Annotated in this window: 18 protein-coding genes and 2 pseudogenes; 17 read left to right on the forward strand and 3 right to left on the reverse strand. The window is 61.3% G+C overall.

All coding sequences use genetic code 11. The features are described from left to right. Positions 1-159 precede the first annotated feature (159 nt). Positions 160-1,140 carry a helix-turn-helix domain-containing protein gene (locus M1E12_RS15500; RefSeq protein WP_479562443.1) on the reverse strand — a complete coding sequence of 327 codons (981 nt, stop codon included), beginning with the start codon at positions 1,138-1,140 and terminating at the stop codon, positions 160-162. Between the two features lie 454 nt (positions 1,141-1,594). Then, complete coding sequence (locus M1E12_RS15505) at positions 1,595-2,065, reverse strand: histidinol dehydrogenase (protein ID WP_479562444.1); 471 nt, start codon at positions 2,063-2,065, stop codon at positions 1,595-1,597. Positions 2,066-2,316: 251 nt separating this feature from the next. Between M1E12_RS15505 and M1E12_RS15510 the strand changes: the two genes are divergently transcribed. The 16 genes and pseudogenes from M1E12_RS15510 (at position 2,317) to M1E12_RS15585 (ending at position 20,351) form a co-directional block, all read left to right on the forward strand. Further along, positions 2,317-2,898 carry a sigma-70 family RNA polymerase sigma factor gene (locus M1E12_RS15510; RefSeq protein WP_310243626.1) on the forward strand — a complete coding sequence of 194 codons (582 nt, stop codon included), beginning with the start codon at positions 2,317-2,319 and terminating at the stop codon, positions 2,896-2,898. A 153-nt stretch (positions 2,899-3,051) separates the two neighbouring features. Further along, a complete protein-coding gene (locus M1E12_RS15515) occupies positions 3,052-4,059 on the forward strand; it encodes a FecR family protein (protein ID WP_479562445.1) in 1,008 nt (335 codons plus the stop codon). A 141-nt stretch (positions 4,060-4,200) separates the two neighbouring features. After that, positions 4,201-6,507, forward strand: coding sequence for a TonB-dependent receptor (locus tag M1E12_RS15520; RefSeq protein ID WP_310243630.1), 2,307 nt, complete (start codon positions 4,201-4,203; stop codon positions 6,505-6,507). A 148-nt stretch (positions 6,508-6,655) separates the two neighbouring features. Further along, positions 6,656-8,473 (forward strand): IucA/IucC family protein, encoded by a 1,818-nt coding sequence (locus M1E12_RS15525; protein ID WP_479562446.1) that lies wholly within the window; start codon positions 6,656-6,658, stop codon positions 8,471-8,473. Beyond that, positions 8,457-10,181: an IucA/IucC family protein gene (locus tag M1E12_RS15530; protein ID WP_479562447.1), complete on the forward strand. Its 1,725-nt coding sequence runs from the start codon at positions 8,457-8,459 to the stop codon at positions 10,179-10,181. The genes M1E12_RS15525 and M1E12_RS15530 overlap by 17 nt, the downstream gene beginning before the upstream one ends. Continuing rightward, positions 10,178-11,446 (forward strand): AMP-binding protein, encoded by a 1,269-nt coding sequence (locus M1E12_RS15535; RefSeq protein WP_479562448.1) that lies wholly within the window; start codon positions 10,178-10,180, stop codon positions 11,444-11,446. Before M1E12_RS15530 ends, M1E12_RS15535 begins: the two co-directional genes overlap by 4 nt. Continuing rightward, positions 11,443-12,756 carry a DUF6005 family protein gene (locus M1E12_RS15540; protein WP_479562449.1) on the forward strand — a complete coding sequence of 438 codons (1,314 nt, stop codon included), beginning with the start codon at positions 11,443-11,445 and terminating at the stop codon, positions 12,754-12,756. Before M1E12_RS15535 ends, M1E12_RS15540 begins: the two co-directional genes overlap by 4 nt. Positions 12,757-12,789: 33 nt before the next feature. Further along, the gene (locus M1E12_RS15545) at positions 12,790-13,713 is read left to right on the forward strand and encodes a siderophore ABC transporter substrate-binding protein (RefSeq protein ID WP_479562450.1); all 924 of its coding nucleotides are present in this window, start codon (positions 12,790-12,792) and stop codon (positions 13,711-13,713) included. Then, entirely contained in the window at positions 13,713-14,690 is a 978-nt protein-coding gene (locus tag M1E12_RS15550) for an ABC transporter permease (protein WP_479562451.1), read from the forward strand. The genes M1E12_RS15545 and M1E12_RS15550 overlap by 1 nt, the downstream gene beginning before the upstream one ends. After that, a complete protein-coding gene (locus M1E12_RS15555; RefSeq protein WP_479562452.1) occupies positions 14,683-15,627 on the forward strand; it encodes an iron chelate uptake ABC transporter family permease subunit in 945 nt (314 codons plus the stop codon). The genes M1E12_RS15550 and M1E12_RS15555 overlap by 8 nt, the downstream gene beginning before the upstream one ends. Beyond that, entirely contained in the window at positions 15,624-16,385 is a 762-nt protein-coding gene (locus M1E12_RS15560; protein ID WP_479562453.1) for an iron ABC transporter ATP-binding protein, read from the forward strand. Before M1E12_RS15555 ends, M1E12_RS15560 begins: the two co-directional genes overlap by 4 nt. 561 nt (positions 16,386-16,946) lie before the next feature. Then, positions 16,947-17,795, forward strand: a complete 849-nt coding sequence (locus tag M1E12_RS15565) for an ABC transporter substrate-binding protein (RefSeq protein ID WP_310243653.1) — start codon at positions 16,947-16,949, stop codon at positions 17,793-17,795. 76 nt (positions 17,796-17,871) lie between these two features. Further along, positions 17,872-18,417, forward strand: a pseudogene (locus tag M1E12_RS15570) (FecCD family ABC transporter permease); the annotation flags it as partial. A gap of 60 nt (positions 18,418-18,477) precedes the next feature. Beyond that, positions 18,478-18,611, forward strand: a pseudogene (locus M1E12_RS15575) (ZinT/AdcA family metal-binding protein); the annotation flags it as partial. Further along, positions 18,587-18,970, forward strand: coding sequence for a hypothetical protein (locus M1E12_RS15580; protein ID WP_479562454.1), 384 nt, complete (start codon positions 18,587-18,589; stop codon positions 18,968-18,970). The pseudogene M1E12_RS15575 and the gene M1E12_RS15580, both read left to right, overlap by 25 nt. A 421-nt stretch (positions 18,971-19,391) precedes the next feature. Further along, a complete protein-coding gene (locus M1E12_RS15585) occupies positions 19,392-20,351 on the forward strand; it encodes a hypothetical protein (RefSeq protein ID WP_479562455.1) in 960 nt (319 codons plus the stop codon). A gap of 310 nt (positions 20,352-20,661) precedes the next feature. Here the strand turns inward: M1E12_RS15585 and M1E12_RS15590 are convergent, their stop codons facing one another. Continuing rightward, a complete protein-coding gene (locus M1E12_RS15590) occupies positions 20,662-21,900 on the reverse strand; it encodes a glycosyltransferase (RefSeq protein WP_479562456.1) in 1,239 nt (412 codons plus the stop codon). Between the two features lie 46 nt (positions 21,901-21,946). On the opposite strand from M1E12_RS15590, the gene M1E12_RS15595 reads away from it, so the two are divergent. Continuing rightward, entirely contained in the window at positions 21,947-22,390 is a 444-nt protein-coding gene (locus tag M1E12_RS15595; RefSeq protein ID WP_479562457.1) for a GNAT family N-acetyltransferase, read from the forward strand. Positions 22,391-22,432 lie beyond the last annotated feature (42 nt).

A 22,432-nucleotide genomic window follows, 5' to 3' on the forward strand; every position in this document is an offset into this window, starting at 1 on the left:
TTGTTTCGCATCATGCGTCGCTAAATTAAGCTTCTCTACTAGCTTAAAGCGTATAGGCACACTGGATCTGCGCCTGTTAATGCGAACTTAAACTTGAATTTATTTTCGTATTACATGGGAACAAATGCGCGCCACCGACTGTTTTGCGCATTTGTGATCTCAATCGCGCCTGACATCGGGTCTTTGCCGGCGGGTCTCGGACGGTGACCTGCCATATGCGACGCGGTAACGGGCGGCGAAATAGCCCATGTGGCCAAAACCCCAACGGGAAGCGATAGCCTCGATACTGTCGTTGGCGGGACCGTGCATGAGATCCTCATGCGCTCGCGCGAGGCGAAGCTGAAGGACATAGGCATTCGGCGTGGTCGACAGATGAAGGCGAAAAGAGTTTTGCAAGGTCCGCACGCTCGCCCCGGCCAAGCGCGCCAGTCTTTCGATTGAAATCTCTTCATCTGCATGGCGTTGAAGCCAGTCGATGGCACGCTCCAGATGTCGCGGCAACGCTTCTTTTCGGTCGGACTCCGCTGCCTCACCCCGAGGCCAGAGGCCGACAAACATCATGATCAAGGCATCCCCTATTAAAGAGGGGGCCCCCTCGACGTCGCTAGCCGGATCGGGCGGATTGACCTCATCCATCAGGTGCGTAGCGATACGGTGCAACGTTTCTATGCCAGTCACGTCGGTTCGGATATGGGACCGAAAACCGGCAAGTCCCGTGCCTGCAGAACCCTGGCCTCTCTGAATATGCGGGGCAAGCTTGTCATAGGGGATGACCATCGCAAGCTTCCGGGCACCTGGGCTGGCCGCAATTTCCACTTTGCGTGTGTCTTTCAGCAAGACGGCACTGCCGACAGGGGCTTCGATGTCGTGCCCCTGCGTGTGAAAGCGATAACTGCCCTCCTCGATAAAATGCAACTCGACCTGATGGTGTTTCGGGCAGCCATAACGCGCCCTGTATCCCGAGCGGCTATGACTTCTCCATAGCGTCACTTTTTCAACGGAGGTGATGTGCGCGCTCATATCGAAGGGCGCATCATCCATTAAGCGGTTGAATTCGCAAGGACGGAAAACCGCTTCTGCGATCTGACGGATTTCCACTTCGTCCTCGGAACGGACATAGTGCTTTACAAGGCGAGCCATAGTTATGGTCTACATCGGAATCGCTTGTCTCTGCAACTCTAACGATAGGTCCGACCTCTCGTTATGGCGCTCTTGTGCACATCAAGTGGCGCGTTGAGATGCAGCGGCAGAGAGCCCCCCTCTCTTCGCTGTCGCTGTCAGTGGATGTAATGCTCTTATTCTTTGCGGCGTCCTCTCCTGCAGCGGCACACAAAAAATCGCACCCGATCTGATTCTTGGACATTTGGTTCGATTTAGCCTGGTGTTTCAGCGCTAAGCGGAGCGCTTATACTTCTTTCGCGACGTAGCAGCATTCACGATTGAGCAGGGGCAAGTGTCGGCGTTCGGTGAACCATGTATCACTTTCGTCAGCGTGATCGAATTGGGGACAGCACGGCCAGAGAACTGTAGCCAAATTCGGCCTGCCCCAGCAGGTCAGTCGCATAAGGCCCAGCGTCAAACGTCTAGTCGGCTATCACTGCCGTTTCCGTGGGGACGGCAAAAGATCGATCCCTACAAATCCATCAAACAGCTCTTTAGCCTCGGCGGCAACGAACGCCTTTCCAGACCGAAGAGCTTGCCGACTGGGCGGATTTGTTTCGGTACCCAGCGCCATGGCCCCGACGGCTGGCATGCCACCCAGAACGGAGATTTCATGTTCACCCTCCTGGTGCATGGCCGCGACGGTCGCCGGATTTGGCTCGCCCTTCTGCGGCGGCGCTGCAAGACCGAACGGCAGCTTATCGCCATCATTCGGCAAATGATCCAGAAAATCGTCACTGCCAGCAAAGCGGGCCGTCAATCGCCGGCGTTGGAAGTCTATGGTCGCATTGCATAGGTACTCGCTGCTATGGAGACAGGGCAAGTGCTGGAAGCGAAGTTCAACGCGATGGTGGATCAGGACGTCCTTGCCCGCGAACTTTGTCGAAATCGACGAGGAGGACAAAAAGCAAAAGCTCCTCGCGGGTTATGCAGAGGAGCTTTCAAGGAAGCGAGTTGAGTGGCAGGAGATTCAAGTCTCATTGGTTGCGGGGGCCTGATTGCACGGAGACTTGTACAAAACCCGAGTCTAGAGCTCGGGACCCGAGCATTTGCGGGGTAAGCTGAATTATGGAATTCGTTTTCCGATGTCTGCGGGGGGACGCGCCGATGCGCCGGCTCTGAGCCCCGCGCAACATAGCGAAGCTTCGCAGCTCATTGCCTTCGCCATCCTCGCACGGTAAGAAAGTTGATAGCATCGATCATATTAAGCCCATTTCGACCATGAGCGAACGGACCTCGAACCAGATCGCGGTTTTCCTCGAACACCGACCGGCCTTGGTAAAACACGCCGCTCAGCTGCTGGGATCGCGTGACCAGGCGGAGGATGTCGTGCAGGACGCATTTCTTCGACTTAAATCGGTCGACGCAAATGAATATGCGCCGCAACAGATTTTGTCTTATCTCTATAGCATCGTGCGCAATCTCGCCCTTGATCAGTTGAAGCGCCGCAAAGTCGAGACGCGGGGACGCGAGTTGGACCCACCGTTCTGGATTCTACCACAGAACCCAGGCTCGCCGGAAGAATCGGTACTTCTGGCAGATCAGGCACGGGTTGCATCGGAGACGCTGGACGCATTGCCGCCCGAGACCCGCCGGGCCATCGAGCTCTACCGCATCGAAGGCTGGACGCTGGAGGCGATTGCCTCCGAGCTCAACATCTCGATCGCGACAACACACCGGATGATCCGCAGTGGCATGGTGAAGATCGCCCTGTCACTCGATCACGCGAGCCATTGAAAAATGTCGGGGGCACATGAAAAAACATCTCGATCCAATCGTATATCCTGCAGGCAGTGATGAGTTCGCCGCCGGGGCGGGTCACGCTCGCGCCCGCATCGCGCGCTGCCTCGGGGTGGCGGCGAGCCAGAGCCAACAGGAGACGGCCACGCGGTGAGTGTCACGGATCAGCCAGAACAGCACGACGCCATGCTTCTCGAAGAGGCGATGGATTGGTTCATGTTGCTGCGTGATGCGCCAGCGGACCCTGCGCTGACTGCCGCCTGGGGAGCTTGGCTGCACGCTTCGGACGACCATACAGCAGCCTGGGGGCGGATCTGTCGCACCTGGACGGCGCTCGGCGAAACGCCGGCTGCGTCGCCTGAGATCGCGCCGAAGGCTTCTCGTCCTTCGCCGGCAACGCAGGTCCCAATGCGGAACTCGACCTTCCTGCGGCGCGGTCTTGGCATTGCCAGTGCAAGTCTGATGTCGCTTGCGCTGATTGGCGGTTTATTTGGACCGGCGCTGCAGATCAGGCTGGAGGCGGATTTCCGCACGGGCGCCGACGAGACGGAAATCGTCACGCTTGCCGATGGATCGCGGGTGACGCTCGCGCCGGAAACCGCGCTGGCCGATGACTTCAACGGCACGTCCCGCCATGTCCGGCTGCTTTCGGGCGAAGCCTTTTTCGAGGTGGAGCGGGATACTGCCCGCCCCTTCGTGGTCGATGCGCAGGATGCTTCCATGCGGGTGCTCGGCACGGCGTTCAGCGTGCGTGACACGGGCCACGGCACGCGGGTGGAACTGGCGCATGGGTCGATTGCGCTTAGACCGCAGGGCGCGCCAGACACCGAAGAACTCGCGCTCGTGCCCGGCGACGTGGTGACCGTGGATCGCAAGGGTGGCAAGGCGGAATTGAGCAGGATCGAGCCCTCAGATATTGCGCTCTGGCGCGAGGGACGACTTGCAGTAACCGATCAGCCGCTCGGCGATGTCGTGGCGCTCATCCAGCGCCAGCATCCGGCCTGGATCATGCTGCCGGAAGGCGAACTGGCCGCGCTCAGGGTCACCGGTCTCTATGACCTCAGCGATCCCGACAAGGCGCTGATGGCGCTGGCGGCGGCGTTCGGTCTGCAGGTGCGGACGGCGTCTCCCTATCTCCGCATCGTCACCAGCCGCTGAAATAACACCAATAATTCAGTAGCTTAATCATCATTTCGCGAACCAATCGCAAAAAGACGAATGCTGCCTGAAAAACTTGTCTCTTTCACTCGTATTTAATCTCGAACACGGCGTTGAGCCGGTTTGAGTATGGGGACGAGTATGACTGTGACGAGACTTTCTGCAAATCGCGACGCCTTGATCGGGGCTGCGTCGCGCCGGCTTCTGACCACAACGGCCTGCGCGCTGGCGCTTCTTGCGGGGCCATTCAGCCTGCCAGTGATGGCGCAGACGGCGCCTGTGTATGCGGCGGCCCGCGCCTACGACATTCCGGCGCAGCCGCTGGCCAATGCGCTGAGAGCCTTTGGCCGTCAGTCCGGCCTGCAGGTTTCCCTTCCGGCAGAGGCGGCCCGTGGCGCGAACTCCGCCGCCGTCTCCGGGACGCTTTCGACCGAGGCTGCGCTGTCGCAGCTCTTGTCCGGCACCGGACTTTCCTATCGCATCAGCAATGGCACAGTCGTCGTCGGCGATCAGTCTTCCGCGGTTACCGTTGGTGCGCCCGAAGCCGATGGCTCAACCGTGATCGGCGAAATCAACGTCACTGGCCAGCGGGCCGAGACCAGCGTCAGCTCCGTCAATATCGGCGCCGAAGAGCTCGCGGCGCGCAATCCGACCAGCGTCGCCGACGTCTTCCGCGACGAAGCGGGGGTCAGCGTCGGAAGCTCGATCCCGACCTCGCAGAAGGTCTATGTCAACGGGTTAGAGGAAACGACGCTTGCCGTCAGCATTGACGGCAGCCGCCAGAACAACCGCGTCTTCCACCACAATGCCACCAACCTGATCGACCCGTCGCTCTTGAAGGCCGTCGACGTCGATGCAGGCATCGCGCCGGCCGATGCAGGTCCGGGCGCGCTTGCAGGCTCGATTGCCTACGAGACGAAGGACGTGAAGGACCTGCTCACCGCAGACGGCTTCGGCGGCATGGTGTCGGAAACCTACAATTCGAACAGCAACACCTTCACCACCGGCCTCGGTGGCTGGGCGATGCAGGATGGCTTCGAATTCCTCGGCTTCCTGAACTATGGCAAAGGTGACAACTACGAAGCGGGCAATGGCGACGAGGTCCGCGGGACCGAGACGAACCTCCTCAGCGGGCTCGGCAAGTTTGCCTATGAGGCCGAGAGCGGCGATCGGTTCGAGTTCAGCCATGAGCGGGTGCGCGACGATGCGGAGCGGCCTTACCGTGCAAACGCCAGCGTCGTCGACACTGGCCGTGCTTGGGAACCCAAGTACAGGAACTACAAGATCGACCGCGACAACACGGTCTTCACCTATACGGACACGACGCCTGAAGGCTGGTGGGACCCGACGGTGCGGCTGGCCTACAGCCATAGCTCGGTCGAGACGCCGATTTTCTACAATGCCGGCGGTGGCGTCGGCGCTTCGTATGACGGACAGGGCGAGAGCGGCAGCCTGAACGGCAAGTTCGAGAACAAGTTCGCGCTCGACAATGGCAATATCATCGCTGGTGTTGATTTCTACAGCGACAAGATCGAGCTCGAGACAGCCAGCGAGCCTCTCGGATACTCCGAGGACGCGTCCGAGCAGGCACAGAACATAGGCATATACACCCAGGCGCGGGTCGAGCCGCTCGACGCCATGCGGCTTTCCTTCGGCGGGCGTGCCGACAAGCAGTGGTTCGAGGGTACGACCGGTGCGGAATGGGATCATGCGGGCCTGAGCGGCAACGCCTCGGTCGAATACGACCTGACGAGCTTCCTGACGGCCAAAGCCGGCGTCTCGCATGTCTGGGCTGGCATTCCGCTCGCCGAGGCCTTCATCATGAACCCTGGCTGGAACTATGGCGTCGATGGGCCTGAAGTCACGACATCCAACAACGCCACAGCAGGGCTAGAATTCCATCATCAGGGCTTCACGCTTGAGGGGAGCCTCTTCCGCAGCATGATCCAGGACGCACGCGTAGCCAAGTATACCGCGACCCGTGCCAATCTGAATTACGACGTCGAAACGCAGGGCTTCGAACTCGGTGCCGGCTACGACTGGGACGAGGGTTTCATCAAGGTGAAATACGCCCACGTCGACGCGAAGATCGATGGCAAGCCAGCTGATTCCGATACCGGCAACTACCTGACCACGCCGGTTGGCGACATCATTACGGTGTCGGCCGCCCATACCTTCAGCGATTGGGGCCTGACTGTCGGGACAGACATGGAATTCGCGCCGGAATACAAGGAAGGCACGATCACTTATGCCTCCTACGAAGTGGTCAACATCTACACCGAATGGAAGCCGGAGCAGCTCTCTCACATGACCTTCCGCGCAGAGGTGCAGAACCTCTTCAACGAGACCTATGCGAGCCGCGCCACTTACGGCCAGGAGTTCGGCAATGTAACCCCGCTCTACGAGCAAGGCCGGACTTTCCTGCTCTCGGTCAAGGCGACCTTCTGATCGGCCAAGACAGCCCTTCGCCGGGAGACCGGCGGAGGGCTTTTCTGTATCGAGTGACGAGGACAACCTCGATGAGCGAGTTGGAACCCAAGCGGGATTTCCGCCACGGGCTTCGCGGACCGGATATTCGGCCGACCGGAGCGTGGTTATGATGGCGCGCGCCCAAACCCCGGCACAGGCCCAAGCTCAATCCTGGCACGATCCGTATGCGATCGCAGCTGCCACTACATTCCAGAGCTTTGCCAATTGTTACATCCGCGAGATCGATGCCGGCTGCGCGGGTTGCATGGCGCTCGATGGCTGCGAACGGCGCTGCCTCGACTGGTATCTCACAGAACAGCGGCTGCATCTGCGCGCGGTTCTTGAGGCCGAAAGCCAGGTAGGCCCGAAGGCCTTCGGGCCGCTCTTCAGCCGCCAGCAGGGGGAAACTGCCTGGCAGCCGATCGATCCGCTCTGGGCCGTGCAATGCCTAGTGCAGGATCTCACCGAAAAGACCAAAAGTGAAAGCCGCCCGGGCGCTGGCCTCGAGCTGATGCTCAGGACGCTACAGAGCTGCGCGCGGATCGCGACGTTGGCAAACGCGGCGCAGGATCGGCGCGACAACCAGCCCGAGGGTTTCCTCGAAAGCGAGCAATCGCTCACCTTCGGGCACTGGATGCACCCCACGCCGAAGAGCCTCACCGGCATGAGCGACTGGCAGTCGGAGGTCTATGCCCCCGAGGGTGGCGGGCGGTTTGCGCTCAGCTATTTCGCCGCACCGCGCGATATGGTGCGGGCCTGCTCAGTCGCGGGCGACCTCAATGCAATAGTCGGCGCAATGGCGGGCGATCTGCTCGATGCGAGGACGCTCGACGAGGAGGAGATGCTCTTGCCGATGCATCCGCTGCAGGCCGAGGCACTGATGCTTCAGCCACGCATCCAGGCGTTGATCGAGGCAGGTCTTCTGCGTCCGCTCGGCAGTGGCGGGGTTCTCTTTACCGCGACCTCTTCGGTGCGCACCATCGCCTCCGACGACTGCGACTGGATGCTGAAATTCTCGCTGCCGGTGAAGATCACCAATTCGCTGAGGCTCAACCGCCGCCATGAGCTGGAGGCCGGCGTCGTCATGGCGCAGCTGGTCGACCTGCTCGACCTTGAGACCCGGCTGCCGAAGCTCGGCTTCCTCCGAGATCCCGCTTATCTCACGCTCGATCTGCCGGGATCGAGCGAAAGCGGCTTCGAGGTGATCCTGCGGGAGAACCCCTATCGCGGCGACAGGGGCGAGGGCGTGGTGAGCCTTGCGGCGCTGACGGCACCGGCCCTTCCCGGGCGGCGCCAGCGGCTTGCGGCACTCATCGAGCGGCTCGCGGGTGAGGCGGGCCTAGCGAGGACCGAGGCCGCGCATCAGTGGTTCGATCGCTATCTCGACTGCGCCATGACCGCGCTTGTCCGGCTTTATGACGAGACCGGCATCGCGCTCGAAGCGCATCAGCAGAACATGCTGGTCGAGGTGTCCCAGGGCTGGCCGACGAAGGTGATCTATCGCGACAGCCAGGGCTTCTATCTCTCGAAGAGGCATCGCCCGACACTCACCTCTGCCCTGCCCGCGCTCACCGAAGTCGCCGACCTCTTCTATCCCGACGCGGAGATCCGCCGCCGCTTCGGCTACTACCTTGTCGTCAACCAGGTCTTTGCCGTGATCCACCGGATGGGGACGGAAGGCCTTGCCGACGAGGTCTGCCTGCTCACCCGGCTGCGCAGCCACCTCATGGCGCTAGCCAAGACCTTGCGCGGCAGCGGGCTCGATTTCGTCCGGCACCTTCTCGACGACAGCACGATCACCACCAAGGCCAATCTCGGCGTGCGCGTCGCCGGCATCGACGAGCTCGAAGGTGGGGCGGGAGCCTCGCTTTACCGGGAAATGCCGAACCCGCTGCATCCGACCCATATCCAGAACGGGAGGCTCACCGATGCCCTTGCCTCTTGATCTTCCCGGCCAGCCGGAAGACCGCGTGCTCCGGCAACTCGTCTCGGCCCTGCTTTTCGAAGGGGTGGCAGAGGTCGACGATCCCGGTTCGAACGACGGCACGACACGGCTTGTCATCGGCCACGGCGAGGCACGCGCGCAGCTGCATCAGGGGCCGTTTGGACGCACGCGCATGGCGCCAGGCTCGCTGCAGCTGCGATGCCCGCAAACGCGCGCCTGGACGGTCGGCGCGCTCGATCAATTGGTCGATCTGGTCCCGGCACCGGAGACGGCGCGGCTGACGCTGCTCAAGGAATTGCAAAGCACGATCGTCTTTCTGGCGCAGGACAGCACCCTGCCGCAGCCCGGTGACCGCCGGTTGCTGCCCTTCGACCGGCTGGATTGCGCGCTTTCCGAGGCGCATCCCTATCATCCCTGCTTCAAGTCCCGCACCGGCTTCACGCTGGAGGATAACGCCCTTTTCGGCCCGGAGGCCGCCCGGCCCTTCCGGCTGCATTGGCTGGCGGTCGCACGCGCGCATGTGCGCGAGGCCCTGCCGACTGCCGTGGAAACCTTCTGGCGGAACGAACTGGGCGAGGCACATGCGGCCCGGCTGTTCTCGCGGATGAAGCGCAAGGGCGTCTCGCTTGAGAGCCATGCGCTTGTCCCTCTGCACCCCTGGCAGTGGCGGCATCTGAAGGACGGGCTGCTTGCCGACTGGATCGCGGACGGGCGTGTCGCCTCGCTCGGAGAAAACGGCGATCCCTATCGGGCAACGCAATCGATCCGGACGCTCATCAACCATGCCGATCCGGCCCGCGCGCATGTGAAGCTGCCGCTCGACATCGTCAACACCTCCTCCATGCGCGTGCTGGAGCCACATTCGATCGTCACCGCACCGCATCTCAGCCGCTGGCTTGCCGGGCTTGTTGCTGACGATCAAGATTTTCGCAGCCGCTATCCGCTCGACATCCTGCAGGAATATGCCGGCATCCGCGTCGATGCGCATGGCGCGCTCGACGGCAAGCTCGGTCTGATGCTGCGCGAAAGCCCGAAGCTCCTGCCCGGCGAACAGGCGGTGCCCTTCAACGCGCTGATGATGCTGGAGGCGGACGGCAAGCCGTTCATCGCGCCTTTCATCGCACGGCACGGGCTCCTGCCCTGGCTGCACCGCATGCTGGAAGTCGCGGTTCTGCCGGTCTGGCATCTGATGGTGCATCACGGCGTGGCACTTGAGGCGCATGGGCAGAACATGATCCTCGTCTTGCGCAATGGCTGGCCGGAGCGGCTGATCCTGCGCGACTTCCACGAGAGCGTCGAATTCTGCCCGGCACTTCTGAGACGCCCGCAAGACCTGCCGGATTTCGCCGCCATCGATCCCGTTTATGACGGGGCGCCGTCGGATGCCTATTACTGGACCGACCATGCCAACGAGCTGCGCGAGCTGGTGATGGACTGCCTGTTCATCTACTGCCTGACGGAGGTCTCGCTGTTGATCGAGACGGCCTATGGCCTTTCCGAACAGGCCTTCTGGGACCTCGTGAGCGACCTGCTCGACAGGTATGGCGAGCAATATCCCGACAAGGCGCGGCTTGCACTCTTTGCCCATGACAGCACGGAAATTTCGACGGAATCGCTGTTGTCGCGCAAGCTTTTCCGCGACCGCAGCCTCTATCGCCACCGGGTGCCCAATCCGCTTGGGCTCAAAGAAAGGAGCGACCAGCCATGATCCTGATCGACGGAACCTTCCATAGCCAGACCGAGATCGACGCCAAGGGCAAAGCCTTCCTCGCCGCAACCGGGATCGCGGACCCGCGCCTCAGCGTCGCCGTCTGCCTGCCCGAAACCATCGACTGGCTCTCGGCCTTCTTCGCCATCAAGCGGCTCGGGGCAAGCATCCTGCCGCTTCTGCCCAGCACGCCGCTCGCGACTGCCCGGAAGCTTGCCAACGAGGCCGGCTGCCACCGGCTTTATCATGGCGGAACCACTGCCGAATGGCTGGGCGAACCCGAAGACGAGAGCCCGCGCGGGCGGCTGTTGCAGATGAGCTCGGGCACCACGGGGGCGGCGAAATGCGTGGCGCGCGGATGGGACGATATCGAGCGGGAGCTGGAAGACTATGTCGGCTTCTTCCGCGAGCCTCAGGACATGACGCCCGTCGTCGCCTGCCCGACCACCCATTCTTACGGGCTGATTTGCGGGCTTCTGGTCGGCTTGAAGCGCGGGCGCGTGCCGCATGTGGTGAACACCGCCAATCCCAAGCATCTGATCAAACTGCTGCGCGAAACCGAGCGACCGATCCTCTATTCGTCTCCCGCCATGCTGCACACGCTGGCGCGGCTCCTGCCAACAGGCGAAAAAGTGCATGCGATCATGACCTCGGGCACGCTGTTGCCGGAGAGCTGGTTTTCCACCATCCGCGCCAAGGCCGAGCGCTTCTATCAGCAATATGGCTGCTCGGAAGCCGGCTGCGTGGCGATCAACAGCGACCTCACCCATCCCGCCGACATGGGCCGCATCCTGCCGCGTTTTACGCTTGCCGAAGAGGGCAGCGCGGATGCGCCCGTCGAGATCGTGCTGAATGGGATCAGCAGGATCGAGACCAAGGACCTCGGCTATGTCAGAGCCGACGGCATACTGGTCTTCATCTCGCGGCTCGATGACACGGTGAATGTCTCGGGCCTCAACGTCTATCCCCGCGATGTCGAAGACCAAGCGATTGCCGTGGACGATGTCACCGATGCGGTGGCCTTCCGCGTGCCCGACAGTTTTGCCGGCGAGCGGGTGGCGCTTGTCTATTCGGCGAACCGGATGATGCCGTCATCAGAGCTGCGCGAGCGGCTGATCGCCGCTTTGCAACCGCATCAGGTGCCGATGCATCTCGTGCAGGTGGCCGAGGTGCCGCGCCAGGCGAATGGCAAGATCAGCCGCCGCGAGATCGCGAGGCGCTTCTTGGACGGAGAATTCAACGATCAGAAGGAGCGCGCCTCGTGACCCGAAGCGACATCATCGACGCCATCGCCCAGGTGCTGGCCGGGCCCATGCAGCATCGGCATATGGAGGCGTTTTCTCCCACGGCACGGCTCAACCAGGACCTCTATCTCGATTCCGTCCTGATCCTGCAGATCTTCCTCAATCTCGAGCTCGAACACGGGCTGATGGTCGATGATGCCGTGATCAGCCGCAAGGACGTGGTGACGGTCGCCGATCTCGCCGATCTCTTCCTGCCCGAGGACGACGCGGCACCCGCCGAACCGGCGCAACCCGCAGAGCCGATGGCAGAATTCGAAGGCGGAGTGCATGGCGAGGAATATTACGACATCAAGGTCCACTGCTTCGTCAGCTGCCTTTGCGATGGCTTGAAGCGGCGCGGCATCGACCACCGGCCCTTCTATTTCGGCATATGGGATGCGCCCTTCGGGATCAGCCCGCGCCACGAACTGCTCTATCACGACGCCACCGTCAGCCATGAGCCCTTCCGTCTCTGGTTCGAGCGCCTCTACCGCGCGCCCGTGACGCCCTGGTACGACCATTCGCGCTCCAAGGACGAGAACATCGCGACCTTCCTCGATCTGCTCGAAAAGCGACGGGAAACCGAGGGCGTGATGGTGATGCTCGACCTCTTCCACCTGCCGGAGCGGGAAAACAAGTTCAACCAGAACCCCTTCCCGCATTATCTGATGCCGGAAATGACCGAAGACCCCGATGTCTGGTTCATCCGCGACCCCGACTATCGCTGGGAAGGGCCGATCGAACGCGCGAAGGTCTTGAACGCGATTGCCCAGCCGTCCGTCGCCGGCGGCTATCATTTCGATCGCGCCGCCTTCCAGCCGGCTGCCGATACCGATGTCGCGGCCTATCTGGATACCTGCCTGATCCGCGACCGCAACCCGCTGATCGACGCGCTGCGATCGATCCTCGCCGCCCATGTCGAAGGGCGCGACGGGCTGACGCTCTCGGATCTGACATCCGGGCTTCGCGAACTGCCGGTGCTCGCCATCCGCAAATATGCCTATGAGCATGGCTTTGCCTTCATCTGGCGGGCGGCAAAGCTTGCCAACAGCGAGTTCGAGCACTGGTGCACCGAGATCGAGGCGCTGCATCAGGAGCTGAAGAACATCCACTTTGCCGCGATGAAGCTCGCCCAGACGGGCGACCGGCGGCTGATCGAGGACGTGACGCGACGGCTCGACCGCGCCGATCGCTTCGAGACCTCCATCAAGACCCGGCTGGGCGCTGCCTTCGACGCCTGGAGTGCCGGTTTTCAAGACACAGCGGCTCCGCGCCTGAAGGCGCTGGGCTGATCCATGACCATCTGACGTTTGGGAGAAACGACCATGACCATCCGCCCCTTCACCCGCCCCCTCATCCGATGGGCGCTGCTTGCCGCCGGCCTCACCCTTGCCGCCCTGCCGGCACTCGCGCTCGATGTCGAGACCTACGCCGGCAAGGTGACCGTCGAGGGCACGCCGTCCAAGGTTGCCGTCTTCGACATTGCCGCCCTTGATACGCTGCTCGCCATCGGCGTGATGCCGGCGGGCATTCCGGAAAACCTCTATCTCTCCGAATTATCGGATCTGAAGGGCAAGGCCGAGATTGTCGGCGATATCTTCGAGCCCAATCTCGAAGCCTTGAGCGCGCTTGCCCCTGACCTGATCATCGTCGGCGGTCGCTCCTCCGGCAAGGAGAAGGAAACGGGCAAGGTCGCGCCCTCACTCGACATGACCATGGACGGTGTCGCCGTGGTCGATCAGGCGCGCGAGCGGGCCTTCACCTATGGCGCGATCCTCGGCAAGCAGGCAGAGGCCGAAAAGGCCGTTGCCGATTTCGACGCAGCGCTCGCCCGCGCCAAGGCCGCCGTTCAGGGCAAGGGCAAAGGGCTTATCCTGATGACCAACGGGCCGAAGATCACTGCTTACGGGATCGATTCCCGCTTCGGCTGGGTCCACAAGGCGCTCGACCTGCCGCCGGCCGTCGAAGACGTCGAGGCCGCCACCCATGGCGAGCCGGTATCCTTCGAATTCATCGCCAAGGCCAATCCCGACTGGCTGCTGGTGCTCGACCGGGCCGCCGCCATCGGCGCCAACGACCAGAACGCCAAGGCAACGCTCGACAATGCCCTGGTCGCAGAGACCAAGGCCTGGAAAAGCGGACAGGTGATCTATCTGCCCTCGGCGGACTTCTACATTGCAGCCGGCGGCCTCAAGGCCACCAAACGGGTGCTGGCCGCGATCGAGGCCGGTTTCTCCGCCAGCCAGTGATGTCTGCCATCGCTGATAGACCACATCGTCGCGCAATGATTGGCGCCGGGCTCTGCCTGGCGCTTCTCGTCGTGTTGAGCCTTGCCATCGGCGTGCAGGAGTTATCGCTCTCCGGTACGCAGGGGGCGATGCCCTTTGCCGATCTCATGGCCATAAGCCGTCTGCCGCGGGCGCTCGCCGCCGTGCTCTGCGGCGCGGGGCTTGCTGTTGCAGGCCAGATCATGCAGACGCTGACGCGCAACCGCTTCGTCGAGCCCTCGACGGCAGGTACTGCCCAGAGTGCAGCCCTTGGCATCCTGATCGTGACGCTGTTTCTGCCGGCCGCCGGCCTTGGCGTGAAGGCCCTGGTCGCCAGCGGCTGTGCGCTCGCCGGCACCGCACTGTTCCTTGCCACCGCCCATCGCCTGCCGCCGGAACAGCCGCATCTCGTGCCGCTCTTCGGCCTCGTCTATGGCGGCGTGGTGGGGGCGGCCGTTACCTATGTCGCCTGGCAGACCGATCTCCTGCAATATCTCGACATCTGGACCAATGGCGAATTCTCCGGCGTGCTGAAGGGCCGCTACGAGCTGCTCTTCGTTGCCGTCGTCATCGTCGCGGCGGCGATGCTGATTGCCGACCGGCTGACGATCATGGCGCTTGGCGAGGATCAGGCGACCAGCCTCGGCATCGATTATCGCCGCATGACCCAGATCGGATTGGTGCTTGTCTCGGTCATGTCGGCGCTCTCGGTCGTCGTCGTCGGGCTGATCCCCTTTGTCGGCCTTGTGGTGCCCAATCTCGTCTCGCGCCTCTCGGGCGACAATCTGCGCGGCACGCTGCCGCTCGTGGCGCTCGGCGGGGCAATCCTCGTTCTCGCCTCCGATATCGCGGGGCGCGTCATACGCTTTCCTTACGAGATCCCCGTCGGGACCGTGATGGGGGTGATCGGACCTGCCGTCTTCCTCTGGTTCATCCTTCGGGAGCGCCGCGATGCGTGACCGGATCGTCATCGGCCTTCTCCTCTGTCTTGCGCTCTTGGCCATCACCGCCTTCATGACGGTCAACCTGCGCGGCAATATCGCCTTTGCGCTGGAGCTGCGCGGTGTCAGGCTTGCGGCGCTGGTGACCGTTGCTGTTGCCATCGCGCTTTCGACCGTCACCTTCCAGACGATCACCGGCAACCGCATCCTCACACCTTCGATCATGGGGCTCGACGCGCTCTACCAGTTCGGTCAGGCGGCGCTCGTCTTTGCGCTTGGCGGGCTGGGTTATGTCTCACTCTCGCCGCATCTGAAATTCGGCATGGAAACATCCGCCCTGATGCTGCTCGCCATGCTCATCCTCTGGCCAGCGCTCAAAAGCCGGATGGACCTCACGCTGATGCTGCTCGCCGGCGTCGTCATCGGCGGGCTTTTCCGCAGCCTGACCAATCTGCTGGCGCGGCTGATCGATCCGCAGGAATTCGCCGTGGCGCAGCGGGCGATGTATGCGAACTTCTCCGCGCCGAATACGGACCTGCTCGCCATCGCAGCCCTCGTCACGATGCTGGCCGGCGGCTTCCTCTTTTCGCGCCGCCATCTGCTCGACATCGCCGCACTTGGACGCGACACGGCGATCGGCCTCGGTCTCGACTGGAACCGGGTGGTGCTGGTGCAGCTCATCACCGTGTCACTGCTGGTCGCCGTCTCCACAGCACTCGTCGGCCCCGTCACCTTTTTCGGCCTGCTGATCGCAGCGCTTGCCGAACGGCTCACGACGTCGCGCCGGCACGCTTCCGTCTTCGTCGTGGCCATGCTTCTCGGCGTCATCGTGCTGGTCGGCGGACAGACGCTGTTGCAGCACGGGCTTGGCCAGGCCGGCACGCTTTCTGTCGTCGTCGATTTCCTCGGCGGCCTTGTCTTCATCCTGCTTCTGTTTGCGAGGCGCGCACGATGATCGAAATCCAATCCGTCAGCCTCACTCGCGAGGGCCAGCGCGTGCTCGACGGCATAGACCTTGTTCTGCCGAGGGGTGGCCTCACCGCCCTGGTTGGCCCGAACGGGGCGGGCAAATCCACCCTGCTCTCGCTCGCCGCCCGGCTGTTGCCGCTGCAGCAGGGATCCGTCACCATCGACGGGCTTCCGGTCGGCTCGACACCCGGCAAGGTGCTGGCCAAAAAGCTTGCGATTCTGAGGCAGGACTCTGGCCCGCCGCCGCGTGTGACCGTGCGCGAAATGGTCGGCTTTGGCCGGTTTCCGCATAGCGGCGGGCGGATGACGGCGGAGGACAAGGCTGTGGTCGAGGAGGCACTTACCCGCTTCGAGCTCGAAGGGCTTGCCAACCGCTCGCTCGACCGCCTCTCCGGCGGCCAGCGGCAGCGCGTCATGGTGGCGATGACCTATGCGCAAGGAACCAACTACATCTTCCTCGACGAACCCCTTAACAATCTCGACATGTATCACGCCCGCCAGCTGATGCTGGAGTTGCGCCGCTTGGTCGACGAGACCGGCCACACGATCGTCATCGTGTTGCACGACATCAACCACGCATCGGCGAGCGCCGACCGCATCATCGCGATGAAGGACGGGCGGATCGCCGCCGACGGACCCCCTGATGCAATCATGCAGACCGGGGTGCTGGAGAAGGTTTACGGTTTTCCGGTCAGTGTAGCGGATGTAGAAGGCATCCGGGTTGCTCTGCCTTATTCGCGATAAGACGATCTGCGGCGAGCAGCGGGGCGATTACTGAGCACTTTTGGCGAAGAAACTCGCGGCAGTTGAACAGATTCGAACTGTCTCCCCGCCATGAGTTCGGATGCAAGCGGGAAGATAAACGAGGAATATCGAGCAGTTGATCTATTTGGAACTCCCGGAACAGGGCCGTATGGGGACAGTCCGCTTCTATTTGGGTGATAGAAGTGGACATGACAACTCCTCGGTAGGTAGCTGAGGCTGGCGGGACACGCGGCATAGCGGTCGGATCTCCACACGACCGTTGTTATCTAACATTGCGTCAGTCTTTGGAACCTCCTCAAATTTCTGGCTCGAACGTCTACGGGACATGCGAGCCTTCCGCGCATGTAACCAAGTGCTGTCGATAGTGGCGATCGAGGGAAATTGATGTTGAGAGTAAATGATGAGCGGGGCCAGAGCCAAGTCGGTACGAGTGCACCATCAACTCGGCGCCTGCGGCCTCTTCTTTCCAGGCTCGCCCGTGGGTTTGCCGCAGCGTTTACCTCTCTTTCACTCGCATTGCCGGTTGTCGCCCAGGCGGCCATGAAAGAGGTAACGACCGACAAGGGCACGGTCTCAATACCCGTGAATCCTGAACGTGTTGTGGCGAACTACTCGACGGATCTCGATTATGCACTCGTCCTTGGATTGCCGGTGGTTGGGGGTGGCCCTTTGCGGGGCGAGATCGGTTATCCCTTTGCCGCCCATCAGAAGACCTATGACCTCGAGGGGATTACCCCTTTGGCCATCTTCCCGCAGATCAATTTCGAGAGCCTCATCGGCCTGAAGCCGGACGTCATTATCGCGAACTACACAATGGAGCCGAATGGCTACGAGCTGCTATCGGCCATTGCGCCGACGATCTGGCTCAATCCGGACATCAACGGCGGCTGGCGAGGCCTTCTGCGCCGGTATGGCGACGCGTTCGGTCGATCGGATGTGGCCGAGACCTTCATCGCGGATTACGAAAAGCGCAAGGACGAGGTTCGCAAAGGGCTGCCGCCCGGGCTGAAGGTGGCGCTCGTCAACAATCTCGGAGACGGCACCTTCGTTCTGATGCAGGCGAACCAGCTCGGGGTCCTCTATAAAGACCTCGGTTTCGAGCCATCGGCACACGTGCCACCGACTTATCCTGAACGGCAAGCATTTTCCGAGGAAAGGATAGACCTCTTGGAGGACGCGGACGTCCTGTTCCTCTGGCGTAACCTTCGACCAGACGGGACGCGTGACACCCAGGCCTATGATCGCATGAGGTCAATCCCCGGCTGGGATGACCTGCCAGCGGTAAAGGCCGGGCAAGTCCATGATTTTCCCGTCGAGCTCTTCTACACCTCGCCCCTGACAGACCGGGCCGTTCTCGACCTCGTCGACGATCTCTTCAAAGGGCATTGAGGTGGCGTCAGGAAGTTCAGGACAGCTCCATGGCGTCCGGTTGACCTTTGGAATCGCGGTTCTCCTCTTCGGCCTTATGGTCATCGCCTGCCTGTCACTTGCCTTGGGCTCGCGCTTAATCGCGTGGCCGACAACCCTTGGGGCCCTGTTTGCCTATGATGGATCGACGGAACACCGGATTATCTGGGAACTCAGAATGGAACGCACCTTGCCTGGACTCCTCGCGGGCTTTGCCATGGGTGTCGCCGGGGCGGTCATGCAATCGGTGACCCGCAACCCGATCGCCGACCCAGGACTGCTCGGCATAAACGCAGGTGCTTCCCTGGGCGTCGTGATCGCCATCTCCGTCTTCTCCCTGTCGAGCTACGAGGAGTTCGTCTGGTTCGCGATGGGTGGTACAGGCGTCGTCAGTTTCGGCGTTTTCCTCCTGGGTGGTATCGGCAACGGCGGCGTGACCCCGATCCGGCTTACCCTTGCCGGCGCTGCGGTCAACGCGCTCCTCTATGCCTTCGTCCGCCTTCTGCTTCTTCTGGATGGCAAAACGCTCGATACCTTTCGTTTCTGGGGCGCCGGCTCGCTGGCCGGATCGGATGCCGATCTTCTTCTTGTACTCTGGCCGTTCCTGGCCATGGGAGTTGCATTAGCGCTCGTCATCGGTCGGGCGCTCAATGCGATTGCGCTCGCGCCAGAATTCATCCAGTTCAGCGACCACAAGATCGCGCCGGAGAGGGCTGATCACTACCACCTCTACTGGGCAATGATCGCGCGGCTCTTTTGAACGAAGTGACCAATTGGCCGACTTACTACCCGTCGTAGCTGACGCCCGATCAGATCGTCAGCGAGATGAAAGCGCACTGATCGCGCCGCGCCGACCGATGCCGATCGTACGTGACCTCATCCAGACCGTCGTCATCGGCAAGACGCGTGGCCACCAGCCGGCAAGCCTGCAGGTGCACGGCGACATCGCCCACATCATGGCATCCATGGACGCGATCGATGTCATGCAGCAGCAGTTCTTCGCTGCTGCCCAGAACGACCTGATGACGCGTATGGCTTCAGGAGAGATCGACACTGAGGCCAAAAAGAACAAGCTTATCGAAGCTTATATCGATGAACTGTCACGCAAATTGCCGGAGTGGGAGAATTTGCAAGTCTCGTTGGTTGCGGGGGCCTGATTGCACGGAGACTTGTACAAAACCCGAGTCTAGAGCTCGGGACCCGAGCATTTGCGGGGTAAGCAGAATTATGGAACCTAAATTGCTCAACGTGGAGAATTCCTCTCCCACCGCGGATGCCCATTTCCAGCAGGGAGCCCAATTGATGCTTTTCAACCCAGCTGGGGAGGTCCATAAAGCTGCGACGGCATAGTTGAAGGCCAATTTGGGTACTGCCTCCAGTCCAAGCAAAAGGTTCCAGCGGCAGAATGCATTGTCGTTTGTAATCCGCAGGCGTTTCGCATTCTGGGAACGCTCAATACAACCACGTTTCTGCTAAAGTTCGAATGAATGCGTTAGTGGCGCAGTCAGAACTATGTGTGACAGTCAACGCCAACGCCCGTGTATATACGCGCACGATGTTCTGGTCTGGAGGAAACAGATGCTGTTTAACAAGTTGGCCACTACGGTCTGTCTCGCCTTTGCTGTTTCGGCCGCACCCATTGCACAATTCTCAGACGGGGCAGGTATCGGCGCGCCTGCCGCCTTCGCCAAGGACAAGGGCGGCGGCAATGGCAATGGCGGCGGTAACGGCGGTGGCAAGAGCGGCGAAAACGGGGGCGGCAAGAGCGGGGGCAACGGTGGCAAAGAAAGCGGGAAAGGCAGCGGCAAGAGCGGTGGAAACAACCGTGGCTCACAGACCCGGGACGCCCGCAACGTCGACCGCAGCCAGAAGGGCAACTTCTTCACCGATGTCTTCGCCACCATCGCCGGTAAGAAGACCAGCCCTGGCAAAGGCCAAGTCTCTGAACAAAGGGCCAAGCGGCCTGCGGCCAAATCAAGCGTAAGCCGGCCAGTCGAACCCGTAACGACGCTGGCATCCGTTCCGCGGGGAAAGCCGAAGACCAGACCACTTGAAGCAAAGCTCGCTGGTTTGAACTCGCTCAACCGCAACTATCACGCATATCTCAGTTCGTCGGATCCCCGCATGGCCGCCATCCGCGACTATGCCGTGGCCTATGCGACCTATGAACTCGCCAACGGCGTCGACACCTTGCCCACCGATGCTGCGCTTGATGACGAAGCGCTACGTGCAGCACTCGAAGCGGCTTCCAAGCCAGGCACAGTGATCGATGATGAGATGCTCGGATGGGCAAAGACAACGCTTGGAGTCGGTTCAGCCATTGGCAAGATTGACGAGATCCGGGACGAGCTCGCGGCAGCTGCGCCAGCCGAACCCGTCGTCGATCCGGTAGTGGATCCCGTGGTCGATTCGGTAACCGATCCGTCAGCCGATCTCGGTGACGAGGTCGTGACTGCGCCGGATCCGACAGAGCTCTCACCTGAAGATGACGTGGTCCTGCCCTCAGATACCACCGATACAGCGAGCGTTACGCCTTAAGACGAAGAAGCGCTGAGACCGCGATCCACTGCTCGACATTTTGCTGCAGACCGATCAGAAGCTGAGCGAGATTGATCGGCGATTTTTTGGTATTGCCAGAGAAGCCCTTTGCGGGTTGATAGGGATGCGGGCGGGGTTCTACCTCCGACCTCGAAACGGACCACCGACGCCCCCAGCCGAACCGTGGCCGCCCGCACCTCACGTCCTAACGGGTTCTTCCGGCAATTCTACATAACGCCATCGAAGCCTACGCCTGTTAGGCTGCCCAGTTTGATCCCCTCTCGCTCAGCGTTGCTCCGCATAGGCGGGTTCATCGGGTGGAGGCGACCCGGCGCTCAAGGAAGTCGACTGCGGCGTCGGCTCCCGGATCCGTCTTTATGGCATCTGACAAGCTTTGCGCCCTTCTCCGCATCTTGGAATCTTCCAATGCGGTCAGCGCCTTTGCCAGCGTTTCAGCAGTCAAATTGGCGCGTTTCAATGGAGGCGGACCTGCACCGAGCTCTGCCACGCGTCTGCCCCAGAAGGGCTGATCACCGAAGAACGGAATGATCTGGGTCGGAAGACCAGCCCGGAGCCCCGCCGCTGTTGTCCCGGCACCACCATGATGAACGATCGCACTCATTTCGGGGAGAAGTCGATCATGAGGCGCGCTGTCGAGAAAGAAGACTGGTCCCTCGGCTCGACCCGTGCTGATAGCCCCACCACCACGTGCAAGCACACCTCTATCTCCGGTCATAGAGAGAGCCTGAAGTATCATCTCGGTCACTGCCTCCGGGTTCAACCCTGGCATGCTTCCAAACCCGAAATAGACGGGCGGAGGCCCGTCATCGAGAAAGCGGGCAAGTGCCGGATCCGGCGTCCAATCAGGCTCATTCAGAAACCAGTTGCCGCTCACCAGAATATCAGGACCCCAATCATACGGCTTGGGAAGTATCGCCGGGCTATAGGCATAGATCGTTCCTGCCCGCGGCGCAGGCCTGTCGGCAGATGTTCCCAAGGCTCGTTCTCGCCAAGCCTTCAAATCCCGACCAAAGAGCAGATCAACGGCTTTCAGCGCAAATGTGTGGCTCAGCCGATTGAAAGGACCGAGTGACAAAAATGGAAGGAGCGGGCTCGGGAAGGCCTGTGTTGGCGTCAAGCCCGGCACTGGCGAGGCAAGAACATGCGGGATCCCGAGCGCTGTGGCGATAAAAGGAGAAACGAGTGACTTGGGGTGGTAGACGATGATGTCTGGCGCGAAGCTCTGGACTGCCTGCCATTCTCGGTCAAACAGCTCCATCATCAACGGGCGAATATGCTTGAGGAGCTTCAGCCCACCGCTAAACCCTTGGCCACCTGCAATGGCGGCATTTCCCTCCGGCGTATCAAGCAGTGTAAGAAACTGGCCTGGAAGAGCGACATAGGGAATGTTGTGACGCTCCACGAAACCTTGGAACTGCGCCGGGGCTGCGACCTGTACGTCGTGTCCGCGTGACAGAAGAGCCAAGGCAAGGGCGACATACGGCTGGACATCACCACGGGATCCGAGCGTCTCGATTGCAACACGCATGTTCCCTCCATGCAAAGATTATGGGCTGAAGTGAATGATAAGAGAAGTGACCGCCGCCGATCTTCCGGAGATCAAGATCCTCATCGATGCAACTGAGCTCTTTCCGTCTTCGATGTTGGATGAGATGGTCCAACAATTTCTCAGTGGCAACGAGGCGAAAGAGTTATGGCTCGTGCTCACGAACCCCCAGCCGGTTGGTGTCGCCTATGTTGCGCCGGAGAAGCTGACTGACGGCACTTTCAATCTGCTCCTGATCGCAGTCCACCCCGAGCAACAGGGAAAGGGTTCCGGAACTCAGTTGATTGCAGAGGTAGAGAAACGTCTCAGCGAGCTTGGCGCCCGCATTCTTCTCGTCGAGACTTCTGGTCTTGAAGGTTTCGAGCTCACACGGCGCTTCTACCTCAAGAACGGCTATGTTGAGGAAGGCCGCATCCGCGATTTCTACCAGGACGGCGACGACAAGGTGATCTTCAGGAAGGTCCTCACTTGAAACACTTCGGCCCGGCTGAGCTGATGACAGAGCAGCCGGGCG

Source organism: Rhizobium sp. K33, assembly GCF_056501445.1.

Excerpts from the sequence above, each read along its gene's own strand:
- M1E12_RS15565 (WP_310243653.1), top strand. The coding sequence starts at position 16,947 with ATGAAAGAGGTAACGACCGACAAGGGCACGGTCTCAATACCCGTGAAT.
- M1E12_RS15585 (WP_479562455.1), top strand. The coding sequence starts at position 19,392 with ATGCTGTTTAACAAGTTGGCCACTACGGTCTGTCTCGCCTTTGCTGTT.
- M1E12_RS15555 (WP_479562452.1), top strand. The coding sequence starts at position 14,683 with ATGCGTGACCGGATCGTCATCGGCCTTCTCCTCTGTCTTGCGCTCTTG.
- M1E12_RS15590 (WP_479562456.1), bottom strand. The coding sequence starts at position 21,900 with ATGCGTGTTGCAATCGAGACGCTCGGATCCCGTGGTGATGTCCAGCCG.
- M1E12_RS15545 (WP_479562450.1), top strand. The coding sequence starts at position 12,790 with ATGACCATCCGCCCCTTCACCCGCCCCCTCATCCGATGGGCGCTGCTT.
- M1E12_RS15535 (WP_479562448.1), top strand. The coding sequence starts at position 10,178 with ATGATCCTGATCGACGGAACCTTCCATAGCCAGACCGAGATCGACGCC.
- M1E12_RS15520 (WP_310243630.1), top strand. The coding sequence starts at position 4,201 with ATGACTGTGACGAGACTTTCTGCAAATCGCGACGCCTTGATCGGGGCT.
- M1E12_RS15550 (WP_479562451.1), top strand. The coding sequence starts at position 13,713 with ATGTCTGCCATCGCTGATAGACCACATCGTCGCGCAATGATTGGCGCC.
- M1E12_RS15530 (WP_479562447.1), top strand. The coding sequence starts at position 8,457 with ATGCCCTTGCCTCTTGATCTTCCCGGCCAGCCGGAAGACCGCGTGCTC.
- M1E12_RS15500 (WP_479562443.1), bottom strand. The coding sequence starts at position 1,140 with ATGGCTCGCCTTGTAAAGCACTATGTCCGTTCCGAGGACGAAGTGGAA.
- M1E12_RS15560 (WP_479562453.1), top strand. The coding sequence starts at position 15,624 with ATGATCGAAATCCAATCCGTCAGCCTCACTCGCGAGGGCCAGCGCGTG.
- M1E12_RS15525 (WP_479562446.1), top strand. The coding sequence starts at position 6,656 with ATGATGGCGCGCGCCCAAACCCCGGCACAGGCCCAAGCTCAATCCTGG.